The following is a 20,118-nucleotide window of genomic DNA, read 5'->3' as shown; positions in this document are numbered from 1 at the left end:
GGGGAATTCAGAGAGCCTCATTTTACAAACAAACACAATACTCACGTCTGCTCTTCTATTTTTTTTATCAACGATAGATAATTGACTCCCTCTTTTACTTTATAACTGATGTCATCAACGGCATTAAACATCATCATCATGCCCATTCCATTCTCGGGCCAGGAGTCTGGCGCTGATAGCTCAGGGAAATGAGATAACCCGCTTTTATTTTGCAAAAATTCTGCGGGTATAGGCTTACCTTTATCTTGTAAAGTCACGGCTAGTTGATTATTGCCATAATGCATCACAATAGTAATATTTTGAGTGGAGTCATAGTTAACACCATGCTTTACAATATTGATAAATGCTTCATTTAATGCAAGTTCCACGGCATAACTGCTAGCTGAGTCAACCTGTAATGGCTGAATAAATTCAAGTAACTTTTCATGTAAAATACATAGGCTAGACAATGAAGCAGGCAGGCTTATCCTCATTAACCAGCCCTGTGAGTCACTCTGCGGATAGCTCATATCAACGTATCTTTGTGCAAGAACTCATTGAACAAAGATGTCTCCGCCATAATAATATCTTTGCGCCGCTTATCATCAATGAGCCAGTTTAGACCGGCTTCAGATAAATCAATTGCCGTACCATCTGGTGAGATAACTTTCCCGGCAAATATCATCTGTTGATGCAAATGTGCAATACCGCCGACGCGGGTATAATCAGCAATAAAACTTTGATCGATAATAGCGCCCTGCTCTAATAAACACCCCGCGCCAATAATCGTTGGGCCTTTAATCGTCACGCCAGGCTGTATTTCTGTACTACTGCCAATATAGACTGGCCCTTCGATATCTAAGGTCGAAAAGTCGGCTTTAACATTAAGCCCGCACCAGATTTGAGGTGCAATCTTAATTCCCGGCATGGGATAATTGGGTAAATCCTGATTAAGGATCATACGGTTCACATGCCAAAAATCTTGTAGCGATCCAATATCAACCCATTGGAATGGCAAGGCAATACCGTAGAAAGGAACACCTAATTCAGCAAGTTTAGGGAACAACTGGCTACCAATGTCATATTCGACACCATCAGGAATATAATCAAATATCTCTGGTTCAAAAACATAGATACCGGTATTGGCATTGTTTGATAACGCATCTTCAGTTTTAGGTTTCTCCTGAAACTTACTGACTCTGCCTTGCTCATCAGTGACAACAATACCGTATTTATTTACCTGATCCGCGGAAACCGGGCGCATAACCAAGGTTGCTACACTTTTTCTGGCCCGATGGAAAGCCAATACTTGATCGAAATCCACATCAATTAATGCATCACCACACACAACCACAAAGGTTTCATCAAAAAAACCTGAGAAATTTTGGATGTGTTTCATTCCGCCAGCGGAACCCAGAACATTGTCGATAAAAGTATCACCCTCCATAATGCCTTCGTAGGAGTAACCCATTTCCACTCCCCAGGCATGACCATCACGAAAATAATTTTCTATATCCACAGATAGATAGCTGGTATTCACCATTAACTGATTAAAACCATATTTTCTTAAATGCTCAATAATTGACTCCATAATAGGCTTACGAATCAATGGGATCATTGGCTTTGGCAATATAGTTGTCAGTGGCCTGGCTCTGGTTCCTTTTCCGGCAGCAAGGATCATCGCTTTCATAAATAGGTATTCCTTACAAATTAAGGTGCTACGGAATGCATCTGCTGTAATGTATCGGGTTGATTAGCTCCGATAGTAAATATCCTATCCATCCGGGTTAACTTGAACATTCCGTGGATATTGTTATTCAGTGAGCAAATAGCAAGCTCGCCTTTCCCATTTAAGGTTTTCAACAACGAAACCAAGGCCCCTAAACAACTACTGTCGATGAAATCTACCCGACTAAAATCCAATAAAATATTTTTGTTCCCTTGGGCAATCATTGCTTGTATATCTTCCTTAAATTTCAGGGAAACTGATGCATCCAGTCGCCTGATCAAGGGGGTTATCACCAATACATTGTCAATTGTCTGAGTTTCAAAGTTCATTATTTCTTCCTTACAAGGCCGTTAGGAGAGGGGAATTGTTGTTGTGTTCGATCACCAGTAACGAGATATCATCACTAAATAGAGAACGCCCATTCTGAATATCACTTTGATGCTCATCTTTTTGTATCGGGTGCCAGCATTTCAATGCCTGCTGCACTTGCTGAAAAACGGCTTGCATACTGTCCCGCGAACCCACGGCCAGTAAGTCTTGTAATCGACGCTCTCCAAATAGCTCTTGCTCAGCACTCTCACACTCAACGATGCCATCAGTAAATAAATAGAGCCGGTCACCCGAATTAAGAGCGAACTCCGTATCCTGGTAGTCCATTGAATCAATCAGTCCAACCGGCGCACCACCGTCACCAATAGGGGTAATCTGGCCAGCGCTACTGACAATAAAAGGTGTTGGATGCCCAGCTTGACAAAGCACACCGCTTGCCGTTTGAACATCAATAACGCCATAGATAAGAGTGAAATAACTGGCTATATCATCATTCTCTATACAAAAACGGCGATTAAGTTCACCCACAACTTTATGCGGCGGAGTAATTCGATAGCCAGAGGCGGTATCTGCTGGTGAAATCAATAAATTATCCACCGTGCGCCCATTAAGAAATTGGCGGGCAACTGACAGTGAGAGCATCGCTGCAGCCACACCATGCCCTGCAACATCGATACTATAAAAACCAATGTGCTGATCGCCCAGTTGGAAAAAGCTTAACAGGTCACCCGAAACATAGGCGGATGGCATAAACATCCATTCGGCTTGAAAGCCACTCACCATTAGTTTCTCTGCGGGTAAAACACTCCGCTGCAATTTTGCCGCAGCCTGCAAGTCATCTTCTATTTGTTGATAGGCTTGGGACAGTTTCTTATTACGGGCATCGAGGGTCGCCTCTAACATTAATATCCGTTCGCCTGCATGCAATCTGGCGCGTAACTCACTTTGATTTATCGGTTTTGACAGAAAGTCATCAGCACCCGCATCTAAACCCGCGATCAAATCCTCAACGGATTGCCGCACGGTTATCAATACTAAATAAATATACCGATCGAAATAATGCTTACGGATAGTCGTACAGAGTTTCAATCCATCCATGACCGGCATTTCCCAGTCACTGATCACCATGTTGATAGCATTACCATCGAGAATAGCCAAAGCATCTTGACCATTTTCTGCTTCAAAAACAGTGAATTGCCAATTTTTCAGTAGATTAACCAGTAAAAAGCGGTAACTTGCTGAATCATCAACAACAAGAATAGATGTCACACCTGTAGGGGAGAGATGAGATTGCATAAGTTACCCAAGAGCATCGTGTAAACATAATTTATCAAGCATCATCTTCAAGAGAGGATGCCCAACATCCCTGATCATTTCATACTCTTCAAAAACATTATGCTAGCTTAACTATTAACAGCGTAATTAAGCGTAGCACAGATTCTTACACCTTCAATTTACAAGGGTAATGTCCAACTAAGATTTATTGTCCCACTGCGAAAATTTGCATTTGCATTCTGCCGCCACGGGTAGCGAGTCCCGGTATAATTGCCATAAAAGAGCGACCAGGATCCCGGAGCGTAGCCAGACGTATAGCCAAAACTATAGGTGTAATCATAATTCCAAGGTTGCTGCTGGTTCTTGTCAGGGTAATAAAATGCGGACAAACGCAAAAAATAGTGTTGCTGTAGGGTATAGCCACAACTTCCTAAAAAACTGTTCTTATTTTCTTTGATGGTTGATGAAGCGTCAGAGAAATAACGTGGCACATAGCTATAGCCAACTTGACAAATCAGTGAGTCATCTTTGTTAATCAATAATGCAGACTCGACCGGCTTGGGTAAGTTAAATTTGTAACCCAGAGTCCAGGAGCCTTGTTCGAATCGTGTTCTTTGAGTACCAGCCGCAGGGAAAAAACTATTATTATCGTTGTAATTACCATAAACCAAGCTAAAAGTACCTGGATGCCAATCGTCATAACCAAAACTATAAACAAAGTCGGTACTGTATTTACTGGTGTTTTGTAATGGAACTCGAACCGTCATATTGGCAAAAAGATAACTTATCGGGGAATACTGCATACTAAAAAGCCCCCGCTGATTTACCTTGTATACTTCTTCCGAGGTATATTTCCCTGTAGGGACATTAACCATCTTTTTCTTAAGTGGCGAACTATAGGTTAATGCCGTTGAAAATGTGTTCTCATCACCAGAAAAAAGGCGTGACCAAGGGCTGGTAAATAATTTAACAGCTTGTGTGTTAGTGGTTTCACTCGCGGTCACCAGTGGGCAGAGAAATAGTCCACTAAGTAATACCGCAAGTGATTTGTAATGTTTCACTTAAAGTTGTCCTCCCCCCAGATATCCTTGCTGTATCCACGAATAGTCCTATCGCTGGAAAACTCGCCCATACCACTTATCGTGTTTAATGCTCGCTTGTGCCAACTGTAAGTATCGCTATAGTCGGTCAATGCTTGATATTGAGCGTGACAATAACTGTCGAAATCAGCCAAATGGAAATAGTGGTCACCGTGACTCACCAGCATATGGAATATCGGTGAAAACAAGGCCTTATCGGCATGAAAAGCACCTGAAATAAGTGAATCAACAGTCTCTTTAAGTTCTGTATTAGATAAATACTCGTCATATGATGACCGTCCTTTAGCTCTTTTCTCCGCAATTTGCTCCGCAGACAAGCCAAACACATAGAAATTCTCATGACCAACAGCATCTCTAATTTCAATATTAGCGCCATCTAGTGTTCCGATAGTTAACGCACCATTCATCGCCAATTTCATATTGCTGGTACCAGAGGCTTCAGTACCCGCAGTAGATATCTGCTCTGACAAGTCGGCGGCTGGAATAATATTTTCCGCTAGTGAGACTTTATAATCCTCTAAAAAAACCACTTTAAGTTGTTCATTGACTCTCGGATCATTATTCACTTTAAGAGCAACTTGATTGATTAACTGGATGATCAATTTAGCCATTGCATAGCCCGGTGCAGCTTTTCCCGAGAAGATATGAACTTTCGGCGAAACAGCCCCTCTTCCATTAAGAATTTTCAGGTAAAGATTTATCACATAGAGAATGTTGAGTAATTGGCGTTTATATTCATGAATTCGCTTTATCTGGCAGTCGAACATAGCTTCAGGATTGATAATTATTCCTTGCTGACGAGTAATTATCTGACTTAATTTTATTTTATTAAATTTTTTGATTTCAGCGAGTTCGGCAATAACGTCACGTTCATTCGCTAACGACTTAAGTTTGGTCAGAAGAGTCAGGTCGGTAACCCATTCTTGACCTACGTGACAATCCAGGAACGCCGATAACCGGGGATTAGCCTGCTGAATCCAGCGCCGAGGTGTAACACCGTTCGTTTGATTAGTGAATTTCTCAGGCATTAAATGATAAAAATCAGGGACAAGATTCGATTTAATTAATTCCGAATGAAGTTTAGCCACCCCATTAACTTTGTGACTACCAATAATAGCAAGATAGGCCATGCGCACTTTCTTTTCAGGCGTCTCTTCAATCAAAGACATTGATGCTAATAAATCTGCACGCTCAGGGCGCCATCTATGTATTTCCAGTAAGAAACGGCGATTGATTTCATAGATGATTTGTAGATGACGAGGTAATAACAATTCGAATAATTTAACCGACCACTTCTCTAACGCCTCTGGCATTAGCGTATGATTGGTGTAGGCGCAAACCCGTTGTGTTAAATCCCAAGCAATATCCCAATCAACAGTATGTTCATCCACCAATATTCTCATTAGTTCAACAATCGCCAGAGCAGGATGGGTATCATTAAGTTGAATGGCTATAAACTCAGGTAACTGATTTAGATCATTGGAAAGTAAGAAGAAATCATGCATAACATCACGTAATGTACAAGCCACCAAAAAGTACTCTTGTGTTAAGCGTAATTCCTTCCCTGCCAGCACCTCATCGGAGGGATAAAGTACTTTAGAAATATTCTCCGATGCGATTTTTTGATTAACAGCATTCAGATAATCACCATGATTGAAGATATGAATATCAAATGAATCTGAGGCACAAGCGCTGTATAACCGCAACGAGTTTACGGTGTGATTATTGTACCCAGAGACCAGATAGTCGTGAGGCACACCAATAATTATTTTCCAATCCATCCACATTGGATTGTAATTTCCTTGCTGGTCTTCTACTTCAACTATGCGCCCATACAGCGGAATTATCATTGCCTGACTTTGATGTTCTATCAGCCAGGGTGAGTGTGCCGAGTGCCAATCATCAGGCTTCTCTACCTGTTGACCGTCCTGGATTTGTTGGTGAAATAAGCCATACTCATACTTTATACCGTGACCAGAACCAGCAATATCTAAGGTTGCCATTGAATCAATGAAACATGCAGCCAAACGCCCTAATCCTCCATTACCTAATGCTGCATCTTCTTCACTTTTAACAATAACTTCAAAATCTACGCCAAGAGATTCTAGCGCAGCTTTGGCTGTCTCCATCAGCCCTTGATTTATTAAGTTATTCCGTAGAGATTGACCAATCAGAAACTCCATAGAAATATAATAAATACGTTTTTTTCTTGCCTGATGATGCCGTTCTCGAGTGAGAAAATAATCATCCGTCTGATTTCGACGAACAACTAGCGCTAATGCACTAAAGATGTCACTAGATGACGCAGTTGACAATGTCACTCCGAGAGAATACTTCAATTCATAAAGTATGCTATTACGTAACTTGCTAATCTGACCTTTATCTTGAGTCGATGGAGTATTTTTCATTTCTGCCCTTTTTACAAGATTGAGTCGAAAAATAAAAATCAGTTAGGAATGAATCTCCTACCGACATCATATTTTGCGAAAAGCCATAACATCATTAAGGCACAGAGATGAACCAGTGTATTTAGCAACCAGGCACGATGCCATAAACCAAAGTCCACCAACTGATTAACCAGCAAAACAACATAAACATGGATAATAAAAACATACAAAGAATGTTGACCTAATGTTATTAAGAACCAACCACACACCTTGTTTATTGGTTTCCAAAAATAACTCAACACCAGATAACACGTTATCAGCAAACTAAAATCATTGATAACACGGAGTGGCCCTAGTGCATTCTTTGCAGCAAAATTCTGATAGAACCAATTAAATTCTTTCGCATTTATCGTATGGAGCATCGTGTTATAAGGCATAAATGGGTTGGTATGATTTTGTGCAATAAACATCATGACCATTGTGAATAACACAATAACTGACAAACTCCAAAATCCGGCCTGAGTACGGGCTAACGAAAGCAGCTCTTCTTTGTACCAGCCAATAGTCACCCCTAAGACATAAATAAATTGCCAAGCCAACAATGGAAAAGCAAACTCAAACTCTGCCGATGTAAATCGTATCCCCGTGAGATAATAGGTGATATATAAAACCAGCGATAACAATAACAACACACCGACCGACCGACGTTTCAATAGGTAGAGAAAAAGAGGCGTTACCAACAACAGATAAAAATATAACCCCAAAATCTGGCTCTGATGTGGCCCAATCTGCAAGTAGAGCACCATGTTAAACCAGGATTCTTTTATCTGCTCGTAAAGTGGGTATAACGTATAACTTACCCCGGAAAAGCGATCGGTAAAATGGGTAGCTTCAAAAGTATTTATAAAAGTTAGTTTAGTTAGAAGCAAAATGCTAAGGATGATCACTATATTGACTACATATATTTTTGCTGCTCGTCGATACAATGAATAGCTTACAGTTAATAGCACTTCTTTTTTTAGACGCTGGCGATTGATTACGCCTATCATAAATCCAGAAAGAATAACAAACCCTTCAGCTCCAGTTGTCAGTCCAAAACGTTCCCAGGTAAAAAGATCCAATAACGACATCACTTCGATGTGAGCGACAACCATCATCACCAATGCAATGCCCCGCAGTAGATCAATCCTTAGATCACGTTTATCCGATGATGTATAGCGAAACGATTTTATCCAAACAGCAACAGCCCTAAATTTATCTTCCGATACAGCAAATGCATGAATCATCCAATCACCTACAGCCATCACCCACCAATAAAGAAGGATAGTTTCTACCCATCCACGTATTAGCCAACATCCTTATCTTTCATTAACATTAGAACCTTTTAACTATAGAACAATGTGAGTAACCCTACAATTTTAGGTGGAAGTGTAAAAAACATGCCGAATATTTATGCTTTGTGCCAGTAATATCTCAAGATGTGCAGGTTTCGCACCTAGTTTCAGACGTTTCCTCACCATTTTTAGGATCTGAGAAACAGAAATCCAAACAGCGTTTGACTGCAATCTGTGGCACAACTTGCATCGACTCATACTTAAACATAAGCGTGAGTCGGTCTAATTTGCTGGGAAAGGCCTGTATAGCGTGCACCTGAAATGGGAAAAACCTGTTTGGTACTCAGTCATCCAACTGACCTGGCCCGTGGCTTTTGGGTGAAATCCATGTAAAAATCACTGCTAACAGGCATAAAGGTCGGTATAACTCTTGGTCGCAATCGCCTAGTGCGAAGTACATGTGGTGGAACTAGCTGTTCAGCACCTATAGCATTTAACCTGAGAGAACTTATCCTTAGCGGCTATTTGCAATAGTGTAAAGTACGTTTATGCCATTATGAATGCTGCCAATGTGTTTAAATATTTTAAATACTGAGAGTTGGGAACTACTATAATAGTAAAGAGAAAATTGAATTTTTGGTGATTTTTAAGTAAAGGGATTTTTTGTTGAAAATCATGATAAGGGATCCAATGTGAACAGATTAACCATTATAAATAAGATTGTTGCTTATGATTATAACAACGCGATCATCTATAACATAAATAAACCCGAAAAATCAGTAAGTCTTTATGCTCCCACCAATGAATGTTTGTATATTCTTTTAGATCAGTATCCCAACGTTATACCGCAAAATTATTTTTTTGAACAAGCATGGGAAAAACAAGGTTTAACAACAACTAATAATAATTTTTACCAACATATTTCGATGATTAGGCGTGCATTTGAAGTTGTCGGACTGAATGGGGATATTATTCTTACCCTACCAAGACGCGGTTTATCCTTATCTAAGGACCTCGAAATAACCCATGAAGAAAAGAAAAAGCAGGATAAAAAAGAAGAAATAGTAATAGATGAAACTTCAAACAATGCAACAATCAACAACTCGATGCTTAGAGCAAGTTTGTGGGTAGTGGTTTCCATATTAATAATAACTTTGTTTTCAATTTTATTGTACAATAAAAAATCACCATATGAAAAATCTATCGAGAACTACAACCATGTAGAAGACATTGAATTATGCCATCTATTCTCACTATCAGAAGGTTATGATGTTAGCAATGTAAAAGAAATCATAAAAAATGAAAAAATAAATTGCAATAAAGTAAAAAACTTATACTACACCACCTACCCGATAATAAAAAGGGAGTCTTTGATTTATTGTGACGTGTTAAATAATACGCCGAAAAATTGTATATCCTATTTGATGATCAAGTAAGGGAATGTTATGAGAACATTGAAATACGTCGCCCCATTTATTTTTATCATTATCCTTTCTTTTATCATTATCTATACCTTTAATCGTAGTAATAACGCAAAAAATATAAAGTGCTACTCTATACTAAAAACTGAAAAAGTAAGCACTGCTGGCGTGGAGACTTTTTCTGGTGTGATTATATTCTCGTTTTTAGAAAAAACGGGTAGCATTACATCTAAAGCCGAACTGACTACAACAAAAAATAATAAGTCCCTATTAACACAACAAATAAACTTCAAATATGATTCCTCTGGTAACGAATACTCTATTCATGTTATTGGATTGACAGATGAAAAAATCATGGAGCACCTCCCACTGGAAACCAGTGACTATATGAAAAACATATTAAACTCTTATTTTGCCAATCCTAAGGATATAAAGTTATGGATTTACCCTGGTTTTAAAGGGGACTATGTTATTCATACAGAAGTCATTCCTTGGCTTTATTGCAATAAAATTCAAGAGTAAATAAAACAACCTGCATTACTGTTATTTTTATAATGATACAATAAAACCGTATGCACTGAGAAAATAGAATATTAGTGAGCACGCATAATCACGATGTCAACATGTTAAGCCATTAGTCTCACTTTCTATGTATTCCCATCATTCCTTTCAGGACTGCCGAACAGTCCGACTAAAAATCAAAACTCCACTTATCCTAACCTCAATCTCAATCTCAATCTCAATCTCAAATAAGCTAATGTAATGGACATGGCTCAATGCCATCCTCTAACTAAAAGCAATCATTTAGCAAATACAAATGAGTATAATCTGTACTTTTGAAGTATCTTTTTATCACTAAAATTACCTTAACTATCACTAATTTTATCACTTAAGGGAATTAAGAGTATATTCCACAACCCAATTGATATAAAAAATCATTTAAATTCAAGTCGTTACTAAAAAACCCACTTCACTGCGCACACCGCATTAATTTCACCTCTATTTGCCTTAATAAATAATTCTTCATTTTAATTGTGTGGGTTATTCATTGATAATATACCTGAAATTTAGCGTTAACCGATGAACCACTGTCATGAGATAAATATTTCATACTTTACGGTTCATCTATGTTGTACGGAGAGTGAATATCTAAGCACATCACCTCCTTTACTAATCGTATCAATAGGCGATATTTTTGTTAATGATTAAATGTCACCAATGTAATTTGGTTTAATTTAAGTATTGAATATTGTTTTTGCTAGCCGCAGTGAGAGCCATACATGATTTTGACTAAAAACTCCGAGGTTTTCGTGTACCTAATTAGTGACGATATTTATGTTCATATCTCTCATGGAGTCATGATTCGCACTTACACGACCAGAAGGTTTAAAAATTATACCATTGATACGGTTATTCTTGGGACAGGAACACTGATGAGGCTGTTAACCTATTTACTGGAACATGCTAACAAGGATGTTATTTATTATCCCGATATTATGTCAAGTGTTTGGGATAATAACGGATTAGTGTCATCTTATAAGCGGTTAAGTCAGGTTATTATTGAATTGAAAAGTAAATTGGTTGAAATTGGACTACCTGCGGATTTTATTCAGATTATTCGCGGCCAGGGATATCGCATTGAAGAAAAAATGATTAAACCGCTTTCCTTTCATAAGGAAAAATGTGAATTACGTGAGGTCTGCGTTGATCCTACGCCAAGTTCCTACTTCAATTAGAATTTCGGCATGATGAACACGCAGTTGAACACAAATGGCACTGTTGTAAAAACCACAACTCATTGCAGAGCCAGTTATCTTTGGCTTGAAGCGAGTAGAAGAAATAAAAATTGACATAACTAAGTGAGCGCGGTGGTTAATTTAGAGAGGTTTCCATCAGACCTGGCTGATCAAAATACTTGTTTAAGGCCACTTACAACAATATTGTTTGTATTAAAAATAAGATGCGAAAATTAATTTCACTTCCTTCAATGTTAGGATGATGAGCCAATAATTGTAGGAATTTTCAGATATTGAATGTGGAAAGTGAACAGATGTTATGTAAAAGTCACTTCGCAAACCAATGATAGATTTTCGTTATACACTTTGGCGGTAAAAAAACCTTATATAACAACGTGTTTCATGAACGGTCATTTAGGTTTTTTAAAAAAGCTCCAAAAAATATTTTATATAAGCATCTTTTATAAATTTTTTTGTCAATCAAGTGAAAAAGCTGGCATTGGGACTAATATTTCATACTTTGTGAATTTATCAGATTTTTTACGTGTTTTTATCCGTTTAACGGTTTTTATGCCTGAACACAAAGGCGATTTATTAACATTCACCCAGCTTACTTGACCGTAAGCGGCTTTTCACACGACTATTTTGAAAATAAATAGTTTGGCTATATTATTTGGCAACAGAAATATGGAAAGACAACAGACGATTTGTTAGTCAAACATGCTATGAATTTATATTAATTCTTTTAGCGTGATGAAATTATTATTGAGCACCATCAACCCAAGGTTATTTCTACTAGAAGGCTGTTTTAGTGACTAGACACAACCTCTGGATTTAACCTTAATAGAGTACCTTTATTTAATAGATAATCGGGTGAATTAAATATGCCATTAATCATTCGCCAGGTACTTAATCCAATTAGGAAAATGTTAACATGAAAAAAATGAACAAAATTGCACTCGTTGTTGCTGGTCTGGTTTTATCTACTGCGGCACTGGCTAATGACGTTATTCAATTCCAGGGCGAAGTGGCGAACCAGACTTGTTCCGTCACCATCGATGGTAATGCATCCGCACCACTGGTCCTATTGCCAACGGTTCCTAGCTCATCGCTGGCACTGGCTGGCCAGACCTCAGGGCAAACACCGTTCACTATCGGTCTGACCGGTTGCACCGTTTCCGCCAGCATTACGGCGATTAAAACCGTGTTTGTCGGTAACAACCTGACAACAAACGGCCGTATGGGCAACACCGGTACTGCCGGTCAAGTCTCACTGCAACTGGTTGACCCTGCTACCCCTGCCACCCCACTCGACCTGACAGGTCAATCGGGTGCTGCTGGTCTTTCTTTGGCCGCTAACGCGACAGCAGCTAGCCATATTTTCGCCGTGCGATACTACGCCGAAGGTCCTGCCACCCCAGGTTCTGTACTGGGAAGCGTACAATACGCGGTGTCTTACCAGTAATAACAACAGCCCCTTCCGGTGCGAAGGCGGGGGCTGCCTGCGAGGATTTTTCCTGTGACGTTCAAATATTCACGTGCCATGATCGGCGCGTTATCCACCCTCATGTTATTACTTGCTGTACCGGTGATGGCCAGTGTCGTGATGCTCAATACCCGGATAATCTATCCCGCCGATGCGCCCTCACACACGGTACAACTTACCAATGATGACACTATTCCTTACGTGATGCAGATGTGGGCAGACATCAATAACCCGTCTTCAACACCCGAGAATGCCGATGGACCGTTTGTTACCGTGCCGGCGCTGTTCCGCATTGAGCCGAAAACCGGTCAGTCTGTTCGATTGATGTTCACCGGCAAGGCACTGCCGCAGGATCGCGAATCGGTATTTTATCTGAACAGCGTACAAATACCGCCGAAAAATACGGCCAGTAATGCCGATAACCAGATGTTGGTGGTGTTACGCAATCGGGTCAAAGTGTTCTACCGCCCCAAAGGGATCACCGGCGGGCCTGAAGAGGTTGCCGGGAAAATCCGCTTTTCGCTAAAACAGCAGGGCGCACAGTGGATACTGACCGCCACTAATGATTCCGGCTATTACGCCTCTTTTATCAACGCAACTGCGATGCTGGGCAGGACCGAAGTGCCGTTCAAGGTCGGTATGGTGGCACCGAAGTCTCAAGCCAGTTGGGCGTCAGAGAAAAGTGCCCAGTCCGCTGCTGGTGCCCAGAAAATTAAGTTTACCTTGATCAATGATTACGGTGGTCACACTGATGCAGAAGCTCGTCTGAATTGACTGACAAACTTACCCGTCAGTACCCCAAATTTTATTGTTATGGGACCGAAGGAATGCAGATAAAAATAATAATATCCCCACGCCATTCCGATATTCGCCAGGGAAAGGCAATATTGAGTTGTCTGTCGACGAATATTCTCCCACTAAAATCACTGATACTGTGGCTGGGGGTGGTGTCATTCCCCCTATTGGCAGCAACGCCTGACAATCAGTTTGAGTTTGACGACAGCATGCTGGTTGGGAGTCTCAAGACGCAAAAGAGCATTGCACGATTTAACCGTGCGAATACTGTAGAACCCGGAACGTATCAGGTTGATGTCTATATTAATGGCGATTTTCTGGCTCGAGAATCCGTGATTTTTGCTGCCGGGCCGCAAGGCAAGGTGGCTGAGTGCCTGCCACCGGACATGCTGTTGACGGCCGGTATCTTACCCGATGGCATCAAGGTAAAAACCGGCGATGTGACGTCGTGTTTGAGTCTGGAAGACCAGGTTGACGGGGCCCTCAGCCAGTTTGATTTTTCCCGGCTACGCCTCGATTTACAGGTACCTCAGGCCTTGATGAAACGTGAGGTACGCGGCGCGGTGCCGGAGGGTCATTTATCGGTGGGCGAAACCGTCGCCTTTACCAGTTATGACACAAATTATTATCGTACCAACGCGTCAGGCTCGACCACCGAGTCGACGTATCTGGGGTTGAATTCAGGGTTCAATCTAGGGCTGTGGCAATTTCGCCAACAGTCGAGTTTTACCCGTTACCTCAGTGACAACAGCCCAGGTAGCAGCCAGTGGAACGCAATACGCTCCTTTGTACAGCGCCCTCTCCCGTCGATAGGGAGCCAACTGACGCTGGGGGACAACTTCACTTCCGGTAGCCTTTTTAGCAGCCTGGGCTTTCGGGGGATACAGTTGGAAACGGATGATCGCATGGTGCCTGAGTCCCAACGCGGTTATGCCCCCACTATCCGAGGTGTCGCCTCGACCACCGCCAAGGTCAGCGTCAGCCAATCGGGTATGCAGATCTACCAAACCACTGTCGCCCCAGGTGCCTTTGTCATTGATGATTTGTACCCCACCAGTTTTCAGGGGGATTTAGTGGTTGAGGTACAGGAAGCGGATGGTCGTGTTTCCTCCTTTACCGTTCCTTTCTCAGCAGTACCTGACTCAATGCGGCCGGGGCACTCGCACGTGAGTTTATCTGCCGGGCAGGTGCGTAACATCGGCAACAGCAATAATCTGTTTACGGATATGATCTATCAGGCTGGGTTGACCAACGCGGTCACGGCCAACACTGGTGTACGTATTTCTGATGGTTATCAGGCGTTACTGGGTGGTGCGGTATTGGCCAGTCAGTTCGGTGCATTGGGCCTCAATGCTGTGTATTCGCAAGCCGACCTGTGGGGCGACAAACTTAACGGCTGGCGGCTGGGGACCACTTACAGCCGGACCTTTATGCCGACATCGACTACATTGGCGCTAGCGGGTTACCGCTATTCCACGCAAGGCTATCGGGATCTGGCCGATGTGCTGGGGCTGCGTGCCGCGTATGACAACCATGACACGTGGTCCTCAAACACCTACCAACAAAGTAATCAGTTTGTGGCTACCGTCAGTCAGGGGCTGGGGGAATATGGGCAGCTCTATTTTTCCGGTTCAACCAGCAGTTATCGCTCGGACCGGGGCCGTGACACCCAATACCAGATGGCCTATTCACACAATTACCACACTATCAGTTATAACCTGTCACTCAGCCGTCAGCAGACCGGCAGTCTCCGTTACAGTATGTCGTCGGCAGACAATGTGAGTAATAGCAGCACACAGAATATTGCCATGCTTTCCGTTTCTATTCCTCTGGGCGCAGGGCCGCGATCGCCGATACTCTCGACCGGTATGAGCCATACCACCGGTGACACCGGCAGTACCCACTACCAGAGTGCACTAACAGGCACCCTCGGGGAAGACCAACGCCTTAGCTACACGGTCAATGGCGCGTTCGAGCCTGGTGGTACCGGCAGCAGTGTGGGCGCCAACATGACCCAACAGATGTCCGTAGCCACCGTGGGAGGCAGTTTCTCTCAAGGTAAGAATTATACCCAAGGCGGGGGAAGTGTCCGTGGGTCTGCGGTATTGCACAGCGATGGTGTGACCTTCGGCCCTTATCTTGGCGATACATTTGCGCTGATCGAAGCACAAGGCGTGAAAGGTGCCGAGGTGATGAACGGGATGGGCGCGAAGATTAACAACGCCGGTTATGCCATCGTCCCGTCACTGGTGCCTTATCGCTACAACGACATCAGTTTGGATGCCAAGGGGATCGAAAACCCGAATGTCGAACTTAATGAGAATCAACAACGCATCGCGCCCTATGCAGGCTCAGTGGTAAAAGTACACTTCAAAACGTTGGAGGGATATGCACTGCTCATTAAATTGCCTGATGCGCAACGGGGCAATTTTCCGTTGGGCAGCAACGTGTATGACCGCAATAACACTGTCGTGGGTCTGGTCGGTCAGGGGAACCAAATCTACGCGCGTGCCGCAGGCAAGCAGGGACAACTGCGAGTGAAATGGGGTGAGGCGACCAGTGAACAGTGCACCCTGAACTACGACCTGCAGGGTCAGGACATGAAACAATCATTGTATCGTCTGGCGTTGCCGTGCAACAGCCAGTGATATTCAGAGAGAAACCGGAGAGAGATATGCGCAGAACCTTGACTGTGGCGTTGCTGACAGTGGCGGGGATGACGATAGCCGCCCCTGGCTGGGCAGAGTGTTACCGTATCACCACCACCGACAGCACCCCCAGTTCACCTTATTATACTGAACCGGGTAAAGGCACCGCCGCCAATTGGGACGGTGCGACGGACCCGTCAGGCTCTGTCGGCACCTTACCGACAACCGTAAATGTCAATAACAGTACCTTCCAGCCTAACGGAACGCTACTTGCCAGCGGCACAGTGAACTTCCTGCAATCCGGTGCCCAGCCCTACAGCGCTGAGCAGATCCTGTTTCGCTGCACCGCCAGCGAGGCGGGGAACCTGTATGAATATTACGCCACTAATGGCGATTCTGTTTATGCCGGTAATGTCGACGCGGGGGCTGCCAATGGCTTACCGGGCGCTTATCAAACTATTATTGATGGTGTAGCTCTGCGTGCCACTAATCTGGTCACCGGCGAATTGTATTCCCGTTACTGGAAAGCCCGCCCATTGACTAGCCTGGATACCGATTCACAAGGGTGGATCTTGGTTAAAGCCAAAAATTTCAGCAATACCAAGATAGATCTCTTTCGCCTCAGTAATTCTACTGGCTCGACTACTGTCGGTCTTGTCAACTGGACACAACCTGCCACGTATATCGCCTTTCGCGGCGGGACACTTTCCAGTGGTCTAACCGTCGGCGCTGACTCCAATTCGATTTTCTACGGTTGGTACAATATGTGGCCGGGGGCAGTGAACCTGCATAACAACCTCACTGTCCGACGTACAGCCAGTTGTTCGGTGACCAATGTCACACCCACCGTGATTTTCCCCATTATCACGGTCACCGAACTGAAGGCGGGAGTGACGCGGCAGAGACCGATTACCATCCAATTTGCTTGCCAGACCGGAGCACCAGCGAATGCCGGGGTAACCGCGTTCGGCAGTGGGGTTGCAATCAACCAGACAGCGATGGGGATACGAGTGAATCCGGCTAATGCGGCAGCGGCCGTGTCTGCCGGTCTAGGGACCACCGGCTCAGGTGTCAGCTACTTGCTGTCAGACGGCTATGGCACTAATTCTACGGTAGCCTCCGGTGTAGGTATTCAAATTTCACGCACCAATGGCTCGGCGCTGAATCTGCTCAGTACGTTGAGTGGTTCGGTTCTTGGGGGTAATGCGGCAGGATGGTACCCGGTACTGGATGATGCGACCGCCGGTGCTGTCGTTAGCGGCATGACCACTTATACCAAAACGCTGAATGCGACACTGAAGGCATTGCCCGGTAAGACAGTTACCGCTGGCAAAGTCAGCGCGACGGCACAGGTCATTATCCAGGTGCAATGATGCGAAAATTACTGGGAGTATGTATTGCCGCAGCAGCGTTGTTTTGTGGCTGGGCGCAAGCGGGCATTATTATTGAGTCATCGCGCGTAGTCTTTTCCGCCGCCGATCGTGAGCGTTCATTACTGTTGTCGAACGGCAATGCTTACCCGGTGATTGTGCAGGCATGGATTGATGACGGTGCGCCGGAAGGCACACCTGAAACAGCCGATAATGTCCCGATTTTGCCCCTACCAGGGCTTTTCAGGCTGGAATCCGGCGAGAAGAAAAATCTGCGCTTGCTGGCGACCCAACAAACACAACCACAGGATCGTGAGTCGCTGTACTGGCTAAATATTTACGAAATCCCCCCAACCGAAACAGGGTTACCCCCAGGTGTTTCGGCGGTGAAAGTGGCAGTACGCGTGCAATTAAAGGTGTTTTATCGTCCACCTAACCTGAAACTGAAAGTTGATAACCTGACCGAACTACAGCAGTTCACTCTGGTCCGACAGCCCGGTTCGTTGACACTCATTGTCGAAAACCGGTCGCCTTATTTCGCAACCTTCAGTGCGGCAACGTTAACAGGTGGGGGCCAATCACATGATATTGATATGGGTATGTTGGCACCCTTTACGCAAAAAAAAGTGGATATGAGCGCAGAAGCCACATGGCAGCCCGAGAACGTTCGTTACACGCTGATCAATGATGATGGTAACAGTCTGGTAGGCAATAAATCACTCGGTCGTTAACAACAGACATCTATCAGCACAGTTGCCCAAAGAACTTGATTTTAGCGTTCCCAAAGGCCGAAAAAGTTATTTATACGACAGACCGCAAAGTGCTGAAAATTTTAGTTGTGTCAGCACCTTGGTTGGTCTTCCTCCCCTCTCACACATCAGGTTGCAGGTATTCGCGTTACTGTGAATTCATGTTGACGAAAGTGACCATAATCCTCTGATTATTCTTATTCAGGTCAAGCGAGGCCACCATGCAGCACAGTAAAAATATCCGGCAACTTATTGTCGTGAGTTTGTTAGGTCTCATACTGACACTCATCTTAAGTGGTATAACGACTTGGTATGTCTTACTTCATCAGACAAAAGCAGAGATAACTGCACTATCGCAAGAGACATTGTACACCGTCGAAGAATATCTGACGGAGGCACAAGATTTACTGGATAAAACCCTCCAGCGTGATCCCCAGGACTGTTCTTTAAAAAGCCGCGAGGTATTCATTCCTGAGCTTCTCAGTGCTGTCGTCGTAACCGATATCCTTTATACGTTACCCGACAAAACGTTATGCAGCCTGACCTATGGCGATAACATCAAAGCAATATCAAAGAAATCGTTAGTCACCAACTGGCAAGGAGTGCAATTTTTTATACTCGCAGATGATGTATTAGCCGCAGGAAAAGGCAATATTCTGGTTGGAAAGAAAGGTGTTTTTGCCTTACTTCCCCAGCGACAACTGGCAGGGTTTCATGTTACTGGGCAAGAGCAGCGGACCCAACTGCATATTATGATAAATAATGAACTGTTGGTACATTCCGCCAGCAGTACAGCCCCTGACAACCGTTGGCTCATCATCAGTAAAATAGCAGACAGCGGACTACGGGTTGAGTTTTCTGTTCCTCTCACTGCACTCCGTTCATTCTGGTTGCATTCATTTTGGCCGGCTCAATGGGTCATCAACCTGTTATTACTCTTGTCATACAGTACGTTCTTCTACTGTTATGCCAGGCACAAATTATCCATGAAAAAAGCAATTCGACGAGCATTGCAGAAAGGAAACTTTTGTCTTCACTATCAACCGATTGTTGAGATAAAAACCGGGCAAATACAATCACTGGAGGCGTTAATCCGCTGGCCGACAACTTCGGGGAACGCGATCCCCGCCGATGTATTTATTCCTGTGGCAGAACAAACCGGATTAATCTGCTCGATAACCCAATATGTTTTGCATCAGGTCATGATTGACCTAAGCGTATTGCATCAAACTCATCCAAAATTAATGATCGCGGTGAACATCTCAGCAGCTGACTTATCGGCCGCAGACTTTGCAACGGCTTTACGGACACAATGTGCCGCCTATGCACTCTCACCACATTATTTAAAACTGGAAATCACCGAACGTAGCCTTGTGGATGACGAGAACGCTAAACGTAATATGCTAAGTTTGTCTGAAGAGGGATTTATGCTGGTTCTGGATGATTTTGGTACGGGCTACTCGAGTCTCTCTTACTTGAATAAACTGCCAGTGCAGACATTGAAAATAGACCGCTCATTTATTTTGGGGCTAGGTATGAATATCGCGACCGGCAGTGTGGTACCGCAAATTGTCAGTATGGCTCAGCAATTGAACATGCAGGTGATTGCCGAAGGTGTTGAAACAGCAGAACAAGCGCAGGCTCTGTTAGATTTAGACGTTCCTTATGCGCAAGGGTGGCTGTATGACAAGGCCATGCCGCTCGCGGATATTCATAAAAAATTAATTATCAACCAGCAACAGCCCTATTCCGTTCTCTAAAGATATTTTCCAAGAACCG

16 protein-coding genes are annotated in these 20,118 nt (G+C 43.5%); 9 read left to right on the top strand and 7 right to left on the bottom strand.

Annotated elements, in window-relative coordinates; genetic code table 11:
- Positions 1-41 precede the first annotated feature (41 nt).
- From A6J67_RS12270 to opgC, 7 genes are all read right to left on the bottom strand, one after another.
- Positions 42-509, bottom strand: a complete 468-nt coding sequence (locus tag A6J67_RS12270; protein ID WP_226719330.1) for an ATP-binding protein — start codon at positions 507-509, stop codon at positions 42-44.
- Positions 506-1,669: a sugar phosphate nucleotidyltransferase gene (locus A6J67_RS12265; protein WP_050088714.1), complete on the bottom strand. Its 1,164-nt coding sequence runs from the start codon at positions 1,667-1,669 to the stop codon at positions 506-508. Before A6J67_RS12265 ends, A6J67_RS12270 begins: the two co-directional genes overlap by 4 nt.
- Before the next feature lie 20 nt (positions 1,670-1,689).
- Positions 1,690-2,037: an STAS domain-containing protein gene (locus tag A6J67_RS12260; protein ID WP_005184541.1), complete on the bottom strand. Its 348-nt coding sequence runs from the start codon at positions 2,035-2,037 to the stop codon at positions 1,690-1,692.
- 10 nt (positions 2,038-2,047) lie between these two features.
- The gene (locus tag A6J67_RS12255) at positions 2,048-3,334 is read right to left on the bottom strand and encodes a PP2C family protein-serine/threonine phosphatase (protein WP_050074720.1); all 1,287 of its coding nucleotides are present in this window, start codon (positions 3,332-3,334) and stop codon (positions 2,048-2,050) included.
- A 158-nt stretch (positions 3,335-3,492) separates the two neighbouring features.
- Positions 3,493-4,317 carry a hypothetical protein gene (locus A6J67_RS12250; protein ID WP_050297390.1) on the bottom strand — a complete coding sequence of 275 codons (825 nt, stop codon included), beginning with the start codon at positions 4,315-4,317 and terminating at the stop codon, positions 3,493-3,495.
- A 53-nt stretch (positions 4,318-4,370) separates the two neighbouring features.
- A complete protein-coding gene (locus tag A6J67_RS12245; protein WP_050297351.1) occupies positions 4,371-6,821 on the bottom strand; it encodes a glycogen/starch/alpha-glucan phosphorylase in 2,451 nt (816 codons plus the stop codon).
- Positions 6,822-6,859: 38 nt separating this feature from the next.
- Positions 6,860-8,086: an OpgC domain-containing protein gene (gene opgC / locus A6J67_RS12240; protein WP_042569991.1), complete on the bottom strand. Its 1,227-nt coding sequence runs from the start codon at positions 8,084-8,086 to the stop codon at positions 6,860-6,862.
- 740 nt (positions 8,087-8,826) lie between these two features.
- Between opgC and A6J67_RS12235 the strand changes: the two genes are divergently transcribed.
- From A6J67_RS12235 to A6J67_RS12190, 9 genes are all read left to right on the top strand, one after another.
- On the top strand, positions 8,827-9,570 hold the full coding sequence (locus A6J67_RS12235) for a winged helix-turn-helix domain-containing protein (protein WP_050297350.1): 744 nt from the start codon (positions 8,827-8,829) through the stop codon (positions 9,568-9,570).
- A 9-nt stretch (positions 9,571-9,579) separates the two neighbouring features.
- Entirely contained in the window at positions 9,580-10,077 is a 498-nt protein-coding gene (locus A6J67_RS12230) for a hypothetical protein (RefSeq protein ID WP_042568202.1), read from the top strand.
- An 836-nt stretch (positions 10,078-10,913) separates the two neighbouring features.
- Positions 10,914-11,291 carry a winged helix-turn-helix domain-containing protein gene (locus tag A6J67_RS12225; protein ID WP_172668579.1) on the top strand — a complete coding sequence of 126 codons (378 nt, stop codon included), beginning with the start codon at positions 10,914-10,916 and terminating at the stop codon, positions 11,289-11,291.
- A gap of 943 nt (positions 11,292-12,234) precedes the next feature.
- Positions 12,235-12,756 (top strand): fimbrial protein, encoded by a 522-nt coding sequence (locus tag A6J67_RS12215; protein ID WP_042569994.1) that lies wholly within the window; start codon positions 12,235-12,237, stop codon positions 12,754-12,756.
- 54 nt (positions 12,757-12,810) lie between these two features.
- A complete protein-coding gene (locus A6J67_RS12210; protein ID WP_226967839.1) occupies positions 12,811-13,551 on the top strand; it encodes a molecular chaperone in 741 nt (246 codons plus the stop codon).
- A gap of 53 nt (positions 13,552-13,604) precedes the next feature.
- Positions 13,605-16,220, top strand: a complete 2,616-nt coding sequence (locus A6J67_RS12205) for a fimbria/pilus outer membrane usher protein (protein WP_050297348.1) — start codon at positions 13,605-13,607, stop codon at positions 16,218-16,220.
- A 26-nt stretch (positions 16,221-16,246) separates the two neighbouring features.
- Positions 16,247-17,593: a fimbrial protein gene (locus A6J67_RS12200; RefSeq protein ID WP_050297347.1), complete on the top strand. Its 1,347-nt coding sequence runs from the start codon at positions 16,247-16,249 to the stop codon at positions 17,591-17,593.
- Positions 17,590-18,321: a molecular chaperone gene (locus A6J67_RS12195; protein WP_050297346.1), complete on the top strand. Its 732-nt coding sequence runs from the start codon at positions 17,590-17,592 to the stop codon at positions 18,319-18,321. Before A6J67_RS12200 ends, A6J67_RS12195 begins: the two co-directional genes overlap by 4 nt.
- Positions 18,322-18,560: 239 nt before the next feature.
- The gene (locus A6J67_RS12190; RefSeq protein ID WP_050297345.1) at positions 18,561-20,099 is read left to right on the top strand and encodes an EAL domain-containing protein; all 1,539 of its coding nucleotides are present in this window, start codon (positions 18,561-18,563) and stop codon (positions 20,097-20,099) included.
- Positions 20,100-20,118 lie beyond the last annotated feature (19 nt).

This window comes from Yersinia sp. FDAARGOS_228, from assembly GCF_002073315.2.
Classification (GTDB): domain Bacteria; phylum Pseudomonadota; class Gammaproteobacteria; order Enterobacterales; family Enterobacteriaceae; genus Yersinia; species Yersinia intermedia.
Note: the sequence above shows the minus strand (reverse complement) of the source record. Positions and strands in the feature narration are given on the sequence as shown.

Excerpts from the sequence above, each read along its gene's own strand:
- A6J67_RS12270 (WP_226719330.1), bottom strand. The coding sequence starts at position 509 with ATGAGCTATCCGCAGAGTGACTCACAGGGCTGGTTAATGAGGATAAGC.
- A6J67_RS12265 (WP_050088714.1), bottom strand. The coding sequence starts at position 1,669 with ATGAAAGCGATGATCCTTGCTGCCGGAAAAGGAACCAGAGCCAGGCCA.
- A6J67_RS12260 (WP_005184541.1), bottom strand. The coding sequence starts at position 2,037 with ATGAACTTTGAAACTCAGACAATTGACAATGTATTGGTGATAACCCCC.
- A6J67_RS12255 (WP_050074720.1), bottom strand. The coding sequence starts at position 3,334 with ATGCAATCTCATCTCTCCCCTACAGGTGTGACATCTATTCTTGTTGTT.
- A6J67_RS12245 (WP_050297351.1), bottom strand. The coding sequence starts at position 6,821 with ATGAAAAATACTCCATCGACTCAAGATAAAGGTCAGATTAGCAAGTTA.
- opgC (WP_042569991.1), bottom strand. The coding sequence starts at position 8,086 with ATGATTCATGCATTTGCTGTATCGGAAGATAAATTTAGGGCTGTTGCT.
- A6J67_RS12230 (WP_042568202.1), top strand. The coding sequence starts at position 9,580 with ATGAGAACATTGAAATACGTCGCCCCATTTATTTTTATCATTATCCTT.
- A6J67_RS12225 (WP_172668579.1), top strand. The coding sequence starts at position 10,914 with ATGATTCGCACTTACACGACCAGAAGGTTTAAAAATTATACCATTGAT.
- A6J67_RS12215 (WP_042569994.1), top strand. The coding sequence starts at position 12,235 with ATGAACAAAATTGCACTCGTTGTTGCTGGTCTGGTTTTATCTACTGCG.
- A6J67_RS12205 (WP_050297348.1), top strand. The coding sequence starts at position 13,605 with ATGCAGATAAAAATAATAATATCCCCACGCCATTCCGATATTCGCCAG.
- A6J67_RS12200 (WP_050297347.1), top strand. The coding sequence starts at position 16,247 with ATGCGCAGAACCTTGACTGTGGCGTTGCTGACAGTGGCGGGGATGACG.
- A6J67_RS12195 (WP_050297346.1), top strand. The coding sequence starts at position 17,590 with ATGATGCGAAAATTACTGGGAGTATGTATTGCCGCAGCAGCGTTGTTT.
- A6J67_RS12190 (WP_050297345.1), top strand. The coding sequence starts at position 18,561 with ATGCAGCACAGTAAAAATATCCGGCAACTTATTGTCGTGAGTTTGTTA.